The 14,908-nt window shown below is 61.0% G+C and carries 14 protein-coding genes and 1 tRNA gene; 7 read left to right on the forward strand and 8 right to left on the reverse strand.

Features of this window, described 5'->3' with window-relative positions:
• Position 1: 1 nt before the first annotated feature.
• Positions 2–598 (reverse strand): hypothetical protein, encoded by a 597-nt coding sequence (locus HNQ36_RS07910; RefSeq protein WP_184083653.1) that lies wholly within the window; start codon positions 596–598, stop codon positions 2–4.
• On the opposite strand from HNQ36_RS07910, the gene HNQ36_RS25925 reads away from it, so the two are divergent.
• Together HNQ36_RS25925 and HNQ36_RS07920 are read left to right on the forward strand one after the other, a co-directional pair.
• On the forward strand, positions 597–797 hold the full coding sequence (locus HNQ36_RS25925) for a hypothetical protein (protein WP_210311948.1): 201 nt from the start codon (positions 597–599) through the stop codon (positions 795–797). The two genes, HNQ36_RS07910 and HNQ36_RS25925, sit on opposite strands and share 2 nt — an antisense overlap.
• Positions 798–980: 183 nt before the next feature.
• Complete coding sequence (locus tag HNQ36_RS07920) at positions 981–1,640, forward strand: peroxiredoxin (RefSeq protein ID WP_184083657.1); 660 nt, start codon at positions 981–983, stop codon at positions 1,638–1,640.
• Positions 1,641–1,720: 80 nt separating this feature from the next.
• Here HNQ36_RS07920 and HNQ36_RS07925 read toward each other — a convergent pair whose 3' ends face one another.
• Entirely contained in the window at positions 1,721–2,122 is a 402-nt protein-coding gene (locus HNQ36_RS07925) for a DUF2177 family protein (RefSeq protein ID WP_184083659.1), read from the reverse strand.
• A 92-nt stretch (positions 2,123–2,214) separates the two neighbouring features.
• The gene (locus tag HNQ36_RS07930; protein WP_184083661.1) at positions 2,215–3,951 is read right to left on the reverse strand and encodes a methyl-accepting chemotaxis protein; all 1,737 of its coding nucleotides are present in this window, start codon (positions 3,949–3,951) and stop codon (positions 2,215–2,217) included.
• A 115-nt stretch (positions 3,952–4,066) separates the two neighbouring features.
• Between HNQ36_RS07930 and HNQ36_RS07935 the strand changes: the two genes are divergently transcribed.
• Positions 4,067–5,533, forward strand: a complete 1,467-nt coding sequence (locus HNQ36_RS07935; RefSeq protein ID WP_184083663.1) for a cryptochrome/photolyase family protein — start codon at positions 4,067–4,069, stop codon at positions 5,531–5,533.
• A gap of 11 nt (positions 5,534–5,544) precedes the next feature.
• Here the strand turns inward: HNQ36_RS07935 and HNQ36_RS07940 are convergent, their stop codons facing one another.
• A complete protein-coding gene (locus HNQ36_RS07940; protein ID WP_184083665.1) occupies positions 5,545–6,450 on the reverse strand; it encodes a DMT family transporter in 906 nt (301 codons plus the stop codon).
• Positions 6,451–6,559: 109 nt separating this feature from the next.
• Between HNQ36_RS07940 and HNQ36_RS07945 the strand changes: the two genes are divergently transcribed.
• On the forward strand, positions 6,560–7,687 hold the full coding sequence (locus HNQ36_RS07945) for an S-(hydroxymethyl)glutathione dehydrogenase/class III alcohol dehydrogenase (RefSeq protein WP_184083666.1): 1,128 nt from the start codon (positions 6,560–6,562) through the stop codon (positions 7,685–7,687).
• Positions 7,688–8,212: 525 nt separating this feature from the next.
• Positions 8,213–8,374 carry a hypothetical protein gene (locus HNQ36_RS07950; protein ID WP_184083668.1) on the forward strand — a complete coding sequence of 54 codons (162 nt, stop codon included), beginning with the start codon at positions 8,213–8,215 and terminating at the stop codon, positions 8,372–8,374.
• A gap of 292 nt (positions 8,375–8,666) precedes the next feature.
• Here HNQ36_RS07950 and HNQ36_RS07955 read toward each other — a convergent pair whose 3' ends face one another.
• Positions 8,667–9,110: a hypothetical protein gene (locus tag HNQ36_RS07955; RefSeq protein ID WP_184083670.1), complete on the reverse strand. Its 444-nt coding sequence runs from the start codon at positions 9,108–9,110 to the stop codon at positions 8,667–8,669.
• 258 nt (positions 9,111–9,368) lie between these two features.
• Here HNQ36_RS07955 and HNQ36_RS07960 point away from each other — a divergent pair, with 258 nt between their 5' ends.
• Complete coding sequence (locus HNQ36_RS07960) at positions 9,369–10,082, forward strand: hypothetical protein (protein WP_184084125.1); 714 nt, start codon at positions 9,369–9,371, stop codon at positions 10,080–10,082.
• Positions 10,083–10,245: 163 nt separating this feature from the next.
• Here the strand turns inward: HNQ36_RS07960 and HNQ36_RS07965 are convergent, their stop codons facing one another.
• From HNQ36_RS07965 to HNQ36_RS07975, 3 genes are all read right to left on the reverse strand, one after another.
• Complete coding sequence (locus tag HNQ36_RS07965) at positions 10,246–11,028, reverse strand: tetratricopeptide repeat protein (protein ID WP_184083672.1); 783 nt, start codon at positions 11,026–11,028, stop codon at positions 10,246–10,248.
• Between the two features lie 78 nt (positions 11,029–11,106).
• Positions 11,107–11,183: transfer RNA gene (locus tag HNQ36_RS07970), tRNA-Arg, on the reverse strand.
• Positions 11,184–11,401: 218 nt separating this feature from the next.
• Positions 11,402–13,495: a PQQ-dependent dehydrogenase, methanol/ethanol family gene (locus HNQ36_RS07975; protein WP_246395311.1), complete on the reverse strand. Its 2,094-nt coding sequence runs from the start codon at positions 13,493–13,495 to the stop codon at positions 11,402–11,404.
• Between the two features lie 432 nt (positions 13,496–13,927).
• On the opposite strand from HNQ36_RS07975, the gene HNQ36_RS07980 reads away from it, so the two are divergent.
• Complete coding sequence (locus HNQ36_RS07980; protein ID WP_184084127.1) at positions 13,928–14,902, forward strand: ABC transporter substrate-binding protein; 975 nt, start codon at positions 13,928–13,930, stop codon at positions 14,900–14,902.
• The last annotated feature ends 6 nt before the right edge of the window (positions 14,903–14,908 follow it).

A 14,908-nucleotide genomic window follows, 5' to 3' on the forward strand; every position in this document is an offset into this window, starting at 1 on the left:
CTTACATTCCGAGGTCGAGGAAGTTCGGCAGCGTATGGGCCAGCGGCAGGGTCGCCGCGCCGATCAGGGTGGCGACCAGAGCTGCAAGCGCGCGGTTGTTGCGGCGCGTACCGCGCATCTGCTTCGCGATCCACTCCAGCACTTCGGTGTTCACACCGACGGCCGTGGTGGGCGCCCAGCTCTCGATCGAGGTGTCGGGTGACAGGGCAACGGAGCGCGGCGGAACCGGCAGGCCGGAAGCTGCTGCTGCGTGATGCACGATCGCCTTGGCGAAAAGATCGTCGAAACGGCCATCGTCGCTGCGCTCGGTCGCGGCCTTATTGATCTCGAAAAGTGTTTCGGCTTCAGCGCGGCTGACAGGCTCGTTGGTGTTCGCCGCAGCGGTGAGAATTCGCGCGCACCAGGCTGCGTCATCCGCGTCCAGCGCCCTGGAGAAATGAACCCGTCCGGCGGTTGTGGGCCCCTCGCCCGTGATCACGCCATCGCGCACGAAAGCGAGTGCGGTGGCGGATACATCACGGTCGGCAATGGAGCCGGTTTCGATTTTCCGGATCAGTTCGGAAAGCGGTGCGTTCGAGATGAGCGAGGCGGACGTCATGTTACTTTTCTCTTTTTGTATCCCGCAGCTTTTTCACGCGGGTGTAAACGAAGCGTTAATAAAGCGATTCGGAGCACGCTTCTTTCTCTTATGGTTGCGGATTGGTCGCACTGACCGCCCGCCAGGTTCACAAATGGCAATCGGAACCGGCGGCGGTGCGGCGCATCAAAGTCAAATTCGAGACATCGCAGAAAAGTGAGCGCGCAGCCGACGATTATGAACATCCATTAATCCGCCCCAGAGCAGCAGAGATTTTCTGAAGCACGGTGGCGCGCGAGAAGGATATTGCCCTTTTCGCCACACGGTTTCGTTTTGGGATCTTCGTCGCTATATCTCGAGCGCGAGATTTTCCTCGCAACTCCAAGTACGTGAGGCCAGAAACATGACAATTCAGATTGGCGCGGTGGCGCCCGACTTCGAGGCTGACACCACCGAGGGACGCATCAAATTTCACGACTGGATCGGCGACAGCTGGGCCCTGCTGTTCTCGCACCCAAAGGACTTCACCCCCGTTTGCACCACCGAACTCGGGACGCTGGCGCGGCTGAAGCCGGAATTCGACAAGCGCGGTGTTAAACTGATGGGCCTGAGCGTCGATCCGGTCGATAACCACACCAGATGGGGCGCCGACATCAAGGAGACCCAGGGATTTGCGCCGAACTATCCGATGATCGGCGACACCGATCTCGCGGTTGCAAAGCTCTACAACATGCTGCCGGCGAGCACGTCGGGTGACGCCAACAGCCGCACCGCTGCCGACAATGCCACGGTGCGCACCGTGTTCGTTATCGGCCCTGACAAGAAGGTGAAGCTGGTGCTGGTCTATCCGATGACCACCGGGCGCAACTTCGACGAGATCCTTCGCGTGATCGACTCGTTGCAACTGACGGCCAAGCATCGCGTCGCCACCCCCGCCGACTGGAAACAGGGCGAAGACGTCATCATCGCTGGTTCGGTCACCGACGACGAAGCCAAGACGATCTATCCGGGCGGCTGGAAATCGCCGAAGCCTTATATCCGGATCGTTCCGCAGCCGAAGTAACCCGCGGCTATAACAGCCTGAGAAAAAGGGACGCATCGCGTCCCTTTTTTATTGAAGTCTCTTGTGTCGCAGCCATGCCATCACATGCGCGGCGTCAGCCAGTTTGCGATCAGCAGCCCGAGCGTGGACGACAACGCCGTTACGAACGATCCCCACGCGACGTCCACCAGCACCACCGGCCAGGTCCAGTGCTTCAACAGCGCCAACGATGTCAGCTCGAATGTCGCGTAACAGAAAAATCCGAACAGCGCGCCATAGAGCAGCGTGAACCGCCAGTTCGCGTCAGGCGCGGCGCTGACGAAGATCAGAATACCGACGGCATACAGCAGATAGAACAGGATCGCCGGCGCAAGCCGGACCGTGCCCAGCATGTCGCCGACCTGCGACGTGAAAAAGCTCTTTGCGACAAGTCCCAGAAACAGGAAATCGATCGGGACCATCACCAGCAACGTGGCGATGTAGAGAACGGCATTCCGCTTCAAGTGATCCTCCCGGACGGCAATGGCTTGTAGCAACAACTACGTACGGCTGCCGATCCGGTTGCACATGCGGCGCAAATTCAGGCGGCCAAACCTCAGGCCGCCCTGACACCATCGAGGAAACGCCCGACCTCAGCCTGAAGGTGCAGGCTCTCGCCGCTCAGCGCCTGCGCCGACTTCAGGATATCGTCCGATGTCTCGCCGGTCCGGTTCGCGCCATGGGCGACTTCCCCGACATTGGCGGCAACCTCGGTCGTGACGGTCGCGGCGGCCTGAACGCTTTTCGCGATTTCCTGCGTCGCAGCCCCTTGCTGATCCACCGCCGCCGCAATCGACGTGGCGATCTTGTTGATGTGTTCGATAGTTTGGCCGATAGCCTTGATCGCGGAGACCGACTCCTGCGTCGCGGACTGCATGTTGACGATATGGCTGCTGATCTCGTCGGTGGCTTTCGCGGTCTGCCCCGCCAGAGTTTTGACTTCCTGCGCGACCACCGCGAAACCTCGTCCCGCCTCGCCTGCCCGCGCCGCCTCAATGGTGGCGTTGAGCGCGAGAAGATTGGTCTGCTCGGCAATCGACGTGATGAGCTTCACCACATCGCCGATGCGGTCGCCCGCGCGCGACAGCTCAGCCATCCGCTCGTCGGTTGCGGCGGCCTGCTTCACCGCATTGGCGGCCACCCCGTTCGACTCCTGAACCCGGCGGCCGATCTCGGCGATTGAGCTGGTCAGTTCCTCGGATGCCGCCGCCGCGTTGCGCACGTGCTCCGATGCCTGCGTCGATGCGTCGGCGGACGACTTCGACAGATGCGCCGTGCTGCGCGCTGTTTCGGTCAGTTTTTGTGCCGCGCTTTCGAATTCGCCGGACGAATGCAGAACCTTGTCGATGATTCCGCCGACGTTGGACTGGAATTCATCCACGAAGCTTTGCAGTTCCGCCTTTCGGCGCTGCGCGGCCTCCGCCTCTGCGGTCTTGCGTTCGGCTTCGAGCCGACGGCGTTCGAGCGAGTTCGTCTTGAACACACCGATGGTCCGGGCGATGGAGCCGATCTCGTCGTGGCGATCGACATGCTCGATGGTGACATTGGGCTGGCCTTCCGCGAGCGACGTCAGAGTATCCGTGACGGACCGGAGCGGACGCGTGACGCTGCGCACGATCAGCATCGTCAGTGCGAGGACGAGCAAAGCCCCGATCACCGCAGCAATGGTCATCATCATCATGGCGTTCCGGAGCATGGCATCGAGCGGCTCGGTCGGAAGCCCGACGTAGAGAATGCCGACGATCTTCCCGGCGGCGTCGAACACGGGTTGATAGGCAGTCATAAAACTTCTGCCGAACAACACCGCAGGTCCCTTGTAGGCCTGACCGCTTCGGATGACAGGCTGCCCCGGATGATCCGCCGCCAGTTGGGTTCCGACAGCGCGGTCGCCGTTCTCCTTCTTGACGTTGGTGGTCCGGCGGATGAACTGCTTGCTCGCGTCGTCATACACGAACAGGGTTGCATTCCCCCCGACATAGGATGTCGCGCGATCGACCGTCTTGTGATCCTTGAACTCCGGCATCGCGGGAATTTCGGCCCGGCTGACGATCCCGTCCTTGATGGTGACCCTGGCGTCGCCGTAGGTCTCGGCAAAGGCCAGAGCCAGCGTGCGAAGGCTGGTTTCGATCTCGGCTTTGCCGCGGGCCTCGAACTCCTTGCTCAGCGACCAGTAGGCCGCCCCGACCACCATTGAGGTGGTTGCCGCGATCAGGACCGCCGCGCAGATCGTTGCCTTGGTTCCGAGCTTGAACTTCAGGAAACTGCCGGAATTCTTCCCCAACCCGAGTGCCATCGCGTCGTCTCCGAAATGCATTCCGTTCAAAATCGATAAATTTTGACAGTATATATTTACCGCCCGATTAACGGGCTTTCCGGCACCACCGCTATGGGTCAGGATCGCCGGCGCAATGACAGGTCCTTCAGCTCCCCCTTTAATCGTCTGGTTCCGCGACGATCTGCGGCTCTCCGGCCATCCAGCCCTGCACACCGCCGCATCGAGCGGCGCACCGCTGCTCTGCCTCTATGTGATGGACGAAGAGAGCGGCTCCCTGTGCCCGCCGGACGGACGTCCCATCGGCAGCGCGTCACGCTGGTGGCTCGCGCAGTCGCTACGGAGCCTGCAAGAAAGCCTCACGGCGCGCGGTCAGACATTGGTGCTTCGCCGGGGGCCCGCCGCGAAAGTCATCGCAGACCTTGCGCAGGAGATTCAGGCATCTGCGGTCCATTGGATCGAGAGCGATATCCCGAGCCAGGCCGCCGTCGAGCGCGACGTCAGTGCGGCACTCGATGAGATCGGCGTCGCAGCGCGCAGCTTTCCGAGCGACCTGCTGGTGAAGCCGACGAGCCTCCGCAACAAGGAAGGCCGTGGCCTGCGCGTGTTCACGCCATTCTGGAAACGCGTTCTGAGTATGGGCGATCCGCCGCAACCCCTGCCCGCACCGAAGACGCTAAAAGCCGGACCAAAGGTTGCCAGCGACGATCTTGCGTTGTGGAATCTTGAGCCGACGCGCCCCGATTGGGCCGCAGGGCTCCGTGAGACGTGGACGCCGGGCGAAGCCGCGGCGCAGGAGCGCCTCAAGGATTTTCTCGACAACGACATCGCGGGCTACGCATCGTTGCGTGACCGTCCCGATCGCGACGGCACCTCAAGGCTGTCGCCACATCTGCGGTTCGGTGAAATCAGTCCGCGTCAGGTCTGGCATGCCGCCAATTTCGCCGCGGCGAGAAAACCCGCCATCGCCTCCGGTGCCGCAAAGTTCCTGAGCGAGCTTGGCTGGCGCGAGTTCTCGCGGCATTTGCTGTTCGATCTTCCGCAACTGGCGGAGAAGAATCTTCAGCCGTCGTTCGATGCATTTCCGTGGCGCAGAGATGCGAAAGCCTTGCGCGCATGGCAGCACGGCCGAACCGGTTATCCCATTGTCGATGCCGGCATGCGCGAACTCTGGCACACCGGCATCATGCACAACCGCGTGCGCATGGTGGTGGCGTCGTTTCTCGTCAAGCATCTGCTGATCGACTGGCGCGACGGTGAGAAATGGTTCTGGGATACGCTGGTCGATGCCGACCCGGGCAGCAATCCCGCAAGCTGGCAATGGGTCGGGGGCTCCGGCGCCGATGCCGCACCGTATTTCCGCGTTTTCAATCCGATCCTGCAAGGTGAGAAGTTCGATCCAGACGGCACGTACGTGTCGAAGTGGGTGCCGGAACTCGCGCGTCTTCCGGCCACGCTGATCCATCAGCCGTGGGACGCCACACCGATGGAGCTTGCGGCCGCCGGCGTCACGCTTGGAAAGACCTATCCGGAACCGATCGTTGATCACAAGGCCGCACGTGCCCGTGCGCTCGCGGCTTACGCCAAAACGCGCTCACCTTAAGCCTGCTCGCCTTAAGCCTTGCGTGCGGCAGTCGTGCTCCTGTTCACGAGCAGCACCGCCGCCGCGCAGATCACCATGCCGGCGATCGAGAGCATGTCCAGCCGCTCGTCGAACAATACATAGGCCATGATCGCGGTGACGCCGGGAACGAGGTAGAACAGGCTCGCGACCTGCGTGGCGGCCGAATGGCGTATCAGCCAGTACAGCAGTCCGATCGATCCGACCGACAGCACGACCACCAGCCACAAGAGCCCGAATACGAATTCGTGATTCCAGACGATCACGCGCGTCTCGAACAGCCAGGCGCCGAGAGCAAACAGCAAACCGGCCGACACGAACTGAATGAAATTTCCGGAGCGCCAGTCGATGTGGCTGCAGTAGCGCTTCTGATAGAGCGTGCCGAGCGTGATGCTGATCAGGGCGACGCAGGTGGCGAGCCAGCCCCAGCCCGCGTCTCCCGACAGCGAACGGCCGTGCAGAACGATCAGCGTTCCTGCAAGGCCCATCAACAGCCCCGTCCATTGCAGCGGCGTCACGCGCTCGCCGAGCCAGCGGTTCGCGAGCGTCGATGTCAGGATCGGCTGCAGGCCCGGGATCAGCGCGGACAATCCCGCCGGCACGGAATGGAAAATCGCAACCGCCGTCCCGCCGAGATAAAAGCCATGGACTAGAAGTCCGGAGATCGCGCTGTGCATCACATCAATGCGGTTCGGCCATTTCGCCCGGTAAATGGCCGCAATCACGCCCATCAGCAGCACCGCAAGGACCATGCGCACCGCGAGATAGGTCAGCGGCTCGGCTCCGGCCAGCACATACTTGGTGCCGATGAATCCGGTACTCCACAGCACGACGAAGACCGCCGGCGCGGCCCGCGCGGCAATCGATTCGAACGTTGACTCGGGCGGCGACGGGCTCATTTGCGCAACTGCTTGCCCGATCCTATGGTGTCGGGCAATCATCAAATATGCCGGGCCACGCGTTCAAAAAACGCAGACCGGCATCATGCAAAGCACAAGGGTTCAGTTCATGGATGTTCGCGCCGCCGTCGCCATCGCAGCCGGTAAACCGCTCGAGATCACCACCGTTCAACTCGAAGGCCCCCGTGAGGGCGAGGTGCTGGTCGAGATCAAGGCGACCGGCATATGTCACACCGATGAATTCACCCTGTCCGGCGCCGATCCGGAAGGTCTCTTTCCAGCGATCCTCGGCCACGAGGGCGCGGGTGTTGTGGTTGACGTGGGTCGCGGCGTCACCAGCGTCAAGAAAGGCGATCACGTCATTCCGCTGTATACGCCGGAATGCCGCCAGTGCCCGTCCTGCCTGTCGCGCAAGACCAATCTCTGCACCGCGATCCGCGCCACGCAGGGACAGGGCCTGATGCCGGACGGCACCTCCCGCTTCTCCCTCGGCGGCAAGCCGATCCATCACTACATGGGCACCTCGACGTTTGCGAACTACACCGTGCTGCCGGAAATCGCCGTGGCGAAAATCCGTGATGACGCGCCGTTCGACAAGGTCTGCTACATCGGCTGCGGCGTCACCACCGGCATCGGTGCGGTCATCAACACCGCCAAGGTCGAACAAGGCGCCAAAGCCATCGTGTTCGGCCTCGGCGGCATCGGATTGAATGTGCTGCAGGGCCTGCGGCTCGCCGGCGCGGACATGATCATCGGCGTCGACATCAACAATGACCGCAAGGCGCGGGGCGAACGCTTCGGCATGACGCACTTCGTCAACCCGACCGAGGTCGGCAAGGATCTCGTCGCGCATCTGGTCAACATGACCAAGACCAAGGAAGACCAGATCGGCGGCGCGGACTACACGTTCGACTGCACCGGCAACGTCACCGTAATGCGTCAGGCGCTGGAAGCCTGCCATCGCGGCTGGGGACAATCGATCGTCATCGGCGTCGCCCCATCGGGTGCGGAGATCGCGACGCGGCCGTTCCAGCTTGTCACCGGGCGGGTCTGGAAAGGCACCGCCTTCGGCGGCGCGCGCGGCCGCACCGATGTGCCGAAGATCGTCGACTGGTACATGCAGGGAAAGATTCAGATCGATCCGATGATCACGCACGTGATGCCGCTGAGCGACATCAACAAGGGCTTCGATCTAATGAAGAGCGGCCAATCGATCCGCGGCGTGGTGACGTTCTAGGTCAAGCTCGAAACGGTAATAGCGCAGCGCTCGCTCAACACGCGATGGCGTCCCCGCGAAAGCGGGGACCCATCACCACCGAACGTCGTGGTGATGGCAGGAAGATTGCTCCAGCATCTCGCGCTTATTGAGAACCCAGGGAGTATGGGTCCCCGCTTTCGCGGGGACGACGATCCGTTATTCCGTCTCGCGCGAAGACGCGCGCCGAAATGACGCCCTCCAGAAACATTTCGTGATGGGGACAGAAATCCCCGCACCCCGAACCGCTCTTATGTTCGAGACGTCCTGCTCGTGAGGGGCGCTTCTCGAGGGCGCTCATGAGGCGGAGCAGGATGCGGCGCCCGCGCGCGTGGTTCGCAGCCATGTCGTCCGGGAGGCTGGGGTCACCGTCCGGGCCAACTACGTGGCTCTGCCGTTCGCGGCTGGACGCGGCGAGGATGAAGGCGGCGAAAGCCGGCCGGATCGGGACGTGAAAGCGTCCGTCCTCACCCGGAAGTACGGTCCCCTCGCCCAAAATCGCCGCTGATGGAGCGCCGCAAGGCGATGCGCTTCCGGAGGTTCACCGTCTCGCACGCGGTGCCGGAAGCGAAACAAGACAAGGTGCGCCTCGCGGCGCTCCATGCCCCTCGCTTTTTAAGGGGCGCGAACGAGGCAAGCCTCGCGCGCGCGTTTGAGGGGCAAAACTAAAAGCTCACCTCGCGCGTGACGCGAGAACGATGAGGCGTGGCTGTTTGAAAATCGAATCGGACAAGTGGGAGTGACGCGCGCTGTCGCATCACACTCAATGTCGTCCCCGCGAAGGCGGGGACCCATAACCATCGAACGAGGTGATGATGGTACGAAGCCTGCTCCGGCATGTCCCTCAAATCGATAATTCAGGGAGTATGGGTCCCGGCCTTCGCCGGGACGACATGGAGAGAGATTGCGAGACTGCAACTCCAATTTTAGTTGGGCGAGACGCCCCAGCACGATGGAAATTTCAGAAGAACTCTTCCGGACACGGATCAACAATCTGCCAGAGATCCCTGCCGTTCTTGATCTTCTTCATCTCGTTGGTGAGGCCACCGTTGCGGCTGATCCACGACTTCACAGTCTGAGGGTAGTACGACATCAAATCCGTCGTCCCCGCGCTGCTGTTGACCTTGAGGCCGAATGTGTAGGCCTTGTCGTAATAAGCCAGATGAAAGCCGAGGCTGGCGCGCGGCGTCACGCAGATCTTGTTCATCGGCACGATGCCGAACACCATCGTACAGGCCGAATTGCAGATGCCGTCGATGATGACGCGCTCACCCCGCGCGCGGATGCGCTGGTACTTGGCCTTGTACTCTTCGACATATCCGCCGTGATCGCGCGTGATGCGCAGGTCCGCATGCGCGGGGCCGCTCAACGCGATCAAAATCGTAGCTGGAACCCAAAATCGCATGTCGGAAATGACCTGGCGTCAAACGGGACGAAACAGATGAAGCCCAACTTTGGCTTTGTTGTGTTGGAATTTCGTTAAGGGGGATGGGTGGCGCGAGGATGGCCCGCCCTTCGGATTTCGTTCGAATGCAGTGCAAATCCAAGCGGCGCGTCGTTGCTGGTCCGCATTGCGCCAGCATAGGAGTAGCGAGCAAGCAATGTGAATGATAACATCAAGCTGGATTACATTCCACCTCATGATTTTGAGACTGTTGCCGTTATGCCCCCGCCTGACACCTCGCAATTGCTGACGTTTCGCTGCCCGAAAGAACTCGAAGGTCTGTTGCCGCCGCCGATCCCTGCGGCGCAGGGCTTGCCGGACTGGCTGAAAACCATGCCGCAAGAGGTGTCCAGCGAGATTATGGGGGGCCAGAACGACACTGTGAAGCGTTGCCCGCCGTTCGTGGATGCGATGACGTCGGGTTTTCTGATCCCGCTGATCTGCGATATCAAGTTCGAGAACGGCGAGTTTACCTGGGACAATGATTTGCCGCCATGCGGTACGATCAATTTCCCGCGCTCTCCGCTGGGGCTGCACGACAGCACTCAATTGACGGGCACGCCGTTCTTCGAACCCGACCGCTTCGTGATCAAGTTTCACAATCTCTGGACCATCGAAGCGCCGGAGGGTTACTCCCTGCTGTTCACGCATCCCGTCAACAGGTTCGATTTGCCTTTTACGACGCTGACGGGATGGGTCGATTGCGACAACTATCGCGATGGCTGGATTCACTTTCCGGCGCGGTGGCGCGACACCAATTTCAGTGGCGTACTGCCGAAAGGAACGCCGGTCGCTCAATGCTTTCCGGTGAAGCGGGAAAAATGGAGTTTGCAAACCGCGGTTTTCACGGAAGAGGACACGCAGCGCACGCACGATCTCATAGGCCTGATGTCTCGCGAGACCGGCGTTTACCGGCGTCGGTTTCGGGTCTAGTGATCCGATTCTAACATTCGCATCCCGTTGCAGCAGCACTCTTTTGCGAATGTTAGAATCAAAGGACCAAATACATTTGAGTGGAGGTTTGGATTTGACATTCGCTTCACCGAAGGCGTGGTCAGCCGGGTAGCGAATGTCAAATCCCCTCCACTCGTAACGGTCAGTTGTTCCGGACGCGTAAAAAATCCAGCGTCGCGCTTGGCTGCAGGAAAATTCGCCCGTGCGATACAGACACCATCGCTATAACTGCATGGGCGGCTAACTTGCTCAACCCGTGGGTGGCTGTGCGAAAGAGTGCTTCCGCTTCCTCCGGCTGCCGGAGTTCAAGCAAGCATTTCCCGAGACGGATCCGCGTATCATCCAGGGGCTTCATAGCTAGCGCGCGGCGGTAGAGGTCCGCGGCCCGTCCGTAGTCGCCGTCCCATATCACCGCCGCCGCAAGAGCCAGCAGAGCGTCGTGATGCGTCGGCTCCGCCGCGTGGACTTTGGCAAACACCGCCTGCGCCCGGATACGCTCGTTGCGGTCCGCCAGAGCGTATCCCAAGGCAAGTTGCAGATCGGCCGATTGCGGCTCGAACGTCAGCCCGCTCTCGGTGACGGTCATCGCCTCGTCAAATTGTCCGCTCTTGCGCAACTGGAGTGCGAGTTCGACAAACGCCGGAATGTAGTGAGGTCGTCGGGCGACGGCGCGCCGCAAATGATCCAGCGCTTCGTCTCGGCGGCCGACAGTGGCGAGCATGCCCGCAAGCAAGGTTTCGATCGATGGCTCGTCGGTCCTGCGCGCGAATTTCGCCAGGTGCACGATGGCCTCGTCGAGGCGATTTTGCGCCAGAAGAGCGCGCCCAAGGATTTCTGCGGCAAGCGTGTTGCTGCGATCGGATTTCAGGACTTGCGACGCGAGCTGTTCTGCTTCCCCAAGTTGCTGCATCTGCAACGCCAGCATCGCCTTTGCGAGCGCGGGAGGGGGTAGCCTGTTTCGTTCCGGAGAAGAGTTCTTTGACATCGGTTTCATAAGGATCGCTGGCGCGCTCCGAGAGGTTCGAACTCCCTACCCTCGGAATCGAAATCTGATGCTCTATCCAGCCGGGCTAGGAGCGCATGACGGCTTCAATAGGTTAGACCGGGTCACCGCGCAACCCGCTTGCACAGTCTGCGCCAGGGCACACTTGTTTTTTAGTCTTTGGATTTGTTGCCGACTTATCAATCATCCTGCCACCTCGTCATCCCGGGCTGCGTCCTGGCGCAGACCCGGAATGACGGTAGGTGAACGCAGCGAAAGTCAAAACGACTCGCGCCACGCGCCGGAAGGCGGCGACTCACTTCGGACGAATTGCGTCCGCCGTGCCCTGAATGAACGCGATGATCTTGACGACATCGTCTTCACTCAGCTTGCCAGTGAAGTCCGGCATGCCCTTGTCGACATGCGGACCCTTGAAGACAAAGTTCTTCAGGTTCGCGATCGTCTCGGGGCCGACATATCCGAGGTTTCGGACATTGCCGCCCTTATCGACGCCCGGCACGCCATGGCATGTGACGCAACTGCTGACGTAGAGCGCCGTCCCCGGCCCGACATCTGCCGGATCGTATTTCACGCCCGCGACAAGGCTCTCCATCTGGTACTTTGTCATCTCCGGCAATGGTGCCTTGCCGCCGATGGCGAAGGTGTAGACCCTGCCCGGGTTGTTGTTCTCGGTCGCACGCACGGCGACGCCGAACACGCCGCCCCACCCGACCGCAACCGACACATATTGTACGCCGTCGAGCATATAGGTTGAGGCGGCCGCGACGACGCCCGTTCCTGTCGGGCTTTCCCAGAGCTTCTCGCCTGACGTTGCATTGTAGGCGATGAAGCGTCCGTCAGCCGTCCCCTGGAACACAAGGTTGCCTGCGGTCGTCAGTGTGCCGCCATTCCACGGAGCAACATATTCCTGCTTCCAGGCTTCTTTCTGCTTTACCGGGTCCCATGCGATGAGCCGGCCAAACGGCAGGCTCTTGGGCGGCGTCGCGTTCAGGATGAATCCGGTGTTCCAGCCGACATTGCCGCCGAAATCGCCGGGCTTGTTGGCGTTATGCTTCCAGTCTTTCTGCGGGGTCAGATGCAGCGGCACGTTTTGCGCCGGCAAATAGACCAGACCGGTCATCGGATTGAACGACATCGGGTGCCAGTTGTGAGCGCCGTACGGGCCCGGGATGCTGTCCATTCCCTTTTCCGGATCGCGCGCCGCAGCAACCTCGATCGGCCGCCCGTTGGCGTCGTACCCCGTGGCCCAGTTCACATCGACGAAGTTCTTCGCCGAGATGAACTTGCCGTTGGTGCGATCGATGACGAAGAAGAAGCCGTTCTTCGGCGCGTGAAGAATGACTTTCCTCGGCGCGCCGTCGATGTTGATGTCCGCAAGGATCATCGGCTGGGTCGAGGTATAGTCCCAGTGATCGCCCGGCGTTTCCTGATAGTGCCAGACGTATTTTCCGGTATCTGCGTTCAGCGCGACAATCGACGCGAGGTACAGATTGTCACCGCCCGCAGGGCTGCGGAGATGACGATTCCAGGGCGAGCCGTTGCCGGTCCCGATATAGACGAGGTTCAACTCGGGATCGAAGGTGATGGTGTCCCATGCGGTTCCGCCGCCGCCGTTGATCCAGTATTTGCCCGCCGGATCCCACGTTTTAGCGGCCTTCTCCATCGATTCATCTTCGTAAGGCTTGGCCGGATCTCCGGGAACGACGAACCATCGCCAGGCCTGGTTGCCGGTTTCGGCGTCATAAGCTGTGACGTAACCTCGCGCGCCGTACTCCGCACCGCCGTTACCGATCACGACCTTCCCGTTCACGACGCGAGGCGCGCCGGTGATCGTGTACAGATGCTCCTTGTCGATGAGCGTGTCTTTTTCCCAGACCTTTTTGCCAGTTACGGCATCGAGAGCAATCAGCCGCCCATCATAGGCGCCGACGAAGATCTTGCCCTTGTGAAGGGCAACGCCGCGATTCACGACGTCGCAGCAACCTTTATAGCCGATGCTGCGCGACACCTCCGGATCGAAGGTCCATATGTTCTTGCCGGTGCGGACGTCGATGGCATGCACGACGCTCCATGACGCGGTCACGTACATGATCCCGTCGACGACAACGGGCGTGGCTTCAACTCCGCGTGACGATTCAAGGTTGTACGTCCACATCAGGCCGAGATTTTTGACGTTATCGGTGTTGATCTGCTTCAGCTTGCTGAAACGGGTCTCGCCGTAATCGAGGCCAACGGCCGGCCAGTCATTCGATGTCGCGGTGTTGGCCTTGATGGAGTTTTGATCGACCCCGGAAGTGACTGCCTTGATGTGTTCAGGCGATCCCTTCGCCGGCGATTGCGCCGAGGCTGCGGAGAAACTGGCGAGGGTCGCAACGGCGGACGCGATCATCAAAAAACCCAGCGGTGAGCGCTGGGTTACGGCATTTGTTGAAAGTTGTCGGCGAGCAGACGGGCTAGCAAGAAGCATCATGCATTCCTCCCATGGCCTCTCACGGGCCTAGTTGAATGTTAGACGCAAAAGAGGAAGCGTCAACGAAACGGTGTTGCGCATTGCAACGAAGACCCCACCTCTTCTCTTGCAGCGCACGCACGTCGCTTTCCTGACCCTGAGCCAAGGCGGAGACGGCCTACATCGCGTCTGTCGCGCCGGGTTGGCCAAACGGGACCCGCACGTCATTAGTGCGTATTCGGGCAGCCCGATATCCAGTTCCGTAACCTCGGCCACGCGGCTATGCTGTGGTGAAGTGACTGGGCGACGTTGGTTGGAAGGAGGACAACCGTGCGTTTCATGCCTCGAGCGCTTGCCGAAACCACCAATCGAATGGGGCGACGCGATTTCATCGCACTCGTTGGTGGCGCTGTTGCATGGATGCTCCCGGCTCGCGCTCAGACTATGCCGGTTATTGGGTATCTGGGCTCCGAAAACCCGGAACGCTACAGCAGCCGTCTCAGAGCCTTCCGCGAAGGCCTCGCAGAAGCCGGTTACACCGAGGGGCGCAATGTCGCGATCGAGTTTCGATGGGCGGAAGGTCAATACAGCCGGCTTCCAGCGATCGCAAAGGATCTCGCCAGCCGTCCGTTGAACGTGATCGTAGCGGCAGGCGGCGCCGAGGTCGCACTCGCGGCAAAATCGGCGACTGCGACGATCCCGATTGTCTTCGAGATGGGTGGCGACCCCATTGCGCTCGGCGTGGTGGATAGCCTGTCTCGGCCTGGAGGCAATCTCACCGGCGTGTCGAGCCTGAGCGTGGAGGTCTCGCGCAAGCGCCTCGAGTTCATGCATGAGATGCGCCCGGGCACCAAGGTATTCGCTGTTGCGGTCAATCCGACAAGCCCCACCTCAAACTCGCAATTGAAGAACCTCCAAACCGCGGCAACGAGCCTCGGACTGGAGCTTGTCGTCCTGAAAACCAGCGCCGAGCAAGAGTTCGACGGCATGTTCACCGCCGTGCATGAGATGCGCGCGGGCGGACTAGTCTTCAGCTCCGACCCCTACTTCGCGTACCGCAGCCAGCAGCTTGCCGCGCTCGCCGTCCGCCATACCGTGGCTGCGATGACCCAATCCCGCGATTTTCCGCTCGCCGGCGGCCTGATGAGTTACGGCGGTGATTTCAATCAGTCGCACCGTCACACGGGGATGTACGCTGGCCGTATCCTCAAGGGCGAAAGGCCCGCGGATTTGCCCGTGCAGAGGGTCACCAAAGTCGAACTGTTCATCAATCTGAAAGCCGCCAACGCCCTCGGCATATCCTTCCCGCCCTCAATCCTGAGTAGCGCCGATGGGGTAATCGAATGACGAGCC

Origin of the sequence: Afipia massiliensis, assembly GCF_014203115.1 — a bacterium.
Taxonomy (GTDB): Bacteria; Pseudomonadota; Alphaproteobacteria; order Rhizobiales; family Xanthobacteraceae; genus Afipia; species Afipia massiliensis.

Coding starts and splice junctions, on each gene's coding strand:
- HNQ36_RS25925 (WP_210311948.1), top strand. CDS start 597: ATGTTACTTTTCTCTTTTTGTATCCCGCAGCTTTTTCACGCGGGTGTA.
- HNQ36_RS07910 (WP_184083653.1), bottom strand. CDS start 598: ATGACGTCCGCCTCGCTCATCTCGAACGCACCGCTTTCCGAACTGATC.
- HNQ36_RS07920 (WP_184083657.1), top strand. CDS start 981: ATGACAATTCAGATTGGCGCGGTGGCGCCCGACTTCGAGGCTGACACC.
- HNQ36_RS07930 (WP_184083661.1), bottom strand. CDS start 3,951: ATGGCACTCGGGTTGGGGAAGAATTCCGGCAGTTTCCTGAAGTTCAAG.
- HNQ36_RS07935 (WP_184083663.1), top strand. CDS start 4,067: ATGACAGGTCCTTCAGCTCCCCCTTTAATCGTCTGGTTCCGCGACGAT.
- HNQ36_RS07940 (WP_184083665.1), bottom strand. CDS start 6,450: ATGAGCCCGTCGCCGCCCGAGTCAACGTTCGAATCGATTGCCGCGCGG.
- HNQ36_RS07945 (WP_184083666.1), top strand. CDS start 6,560: ATGGATGTTCGCGCCGCCGTCGCCATCGCAGCCGGTAAACCGCTCGAG.
- HNQ36_RS07950 (WP_184083668.1), top strand. CDS start 8,213: ATGGAGCGCCGCAAGGCGATGCGCTTCCGGAGGTTCACCGTCTCGCAC.
- HNQ36_RS07955 (WP_184083670.1), bottom strand. CDS start 9,110: ATGCGATTTTGGGTTCCAGCTACGATTTTGATCGCGTTGAGCGGCCCC.
- HNQ36_RS07960 (WP_184084125.1), top strand. CDS start 9,369: ATGCCCCCGCCTGACACCTCGCAATTGCTGACGTTTCGCTGCCCGAAA.
- HNQ36_RS07965 (WP_184083672.1), bottom strand. CDS start 11,028: ATGCTGGCGTTGCAGATGCAGCAACTTGGGGAAGCAGAACAGCTCGCG.
- HNQ36_RS07975 (WP_246395311.1), bottom strand. CDS start 13,495: ATGATCGCGTCCGCCGTTGCGACCCTCGCCAGTTTCTCCGCAGCCTCG.
- HNQ36_RS07980 (WP_184084127.1), top strand. CDS start 13,928: ATGGGGCGACGCGATTTCATCGCACTCGTTGGTGGCGCTGTTGCATGG.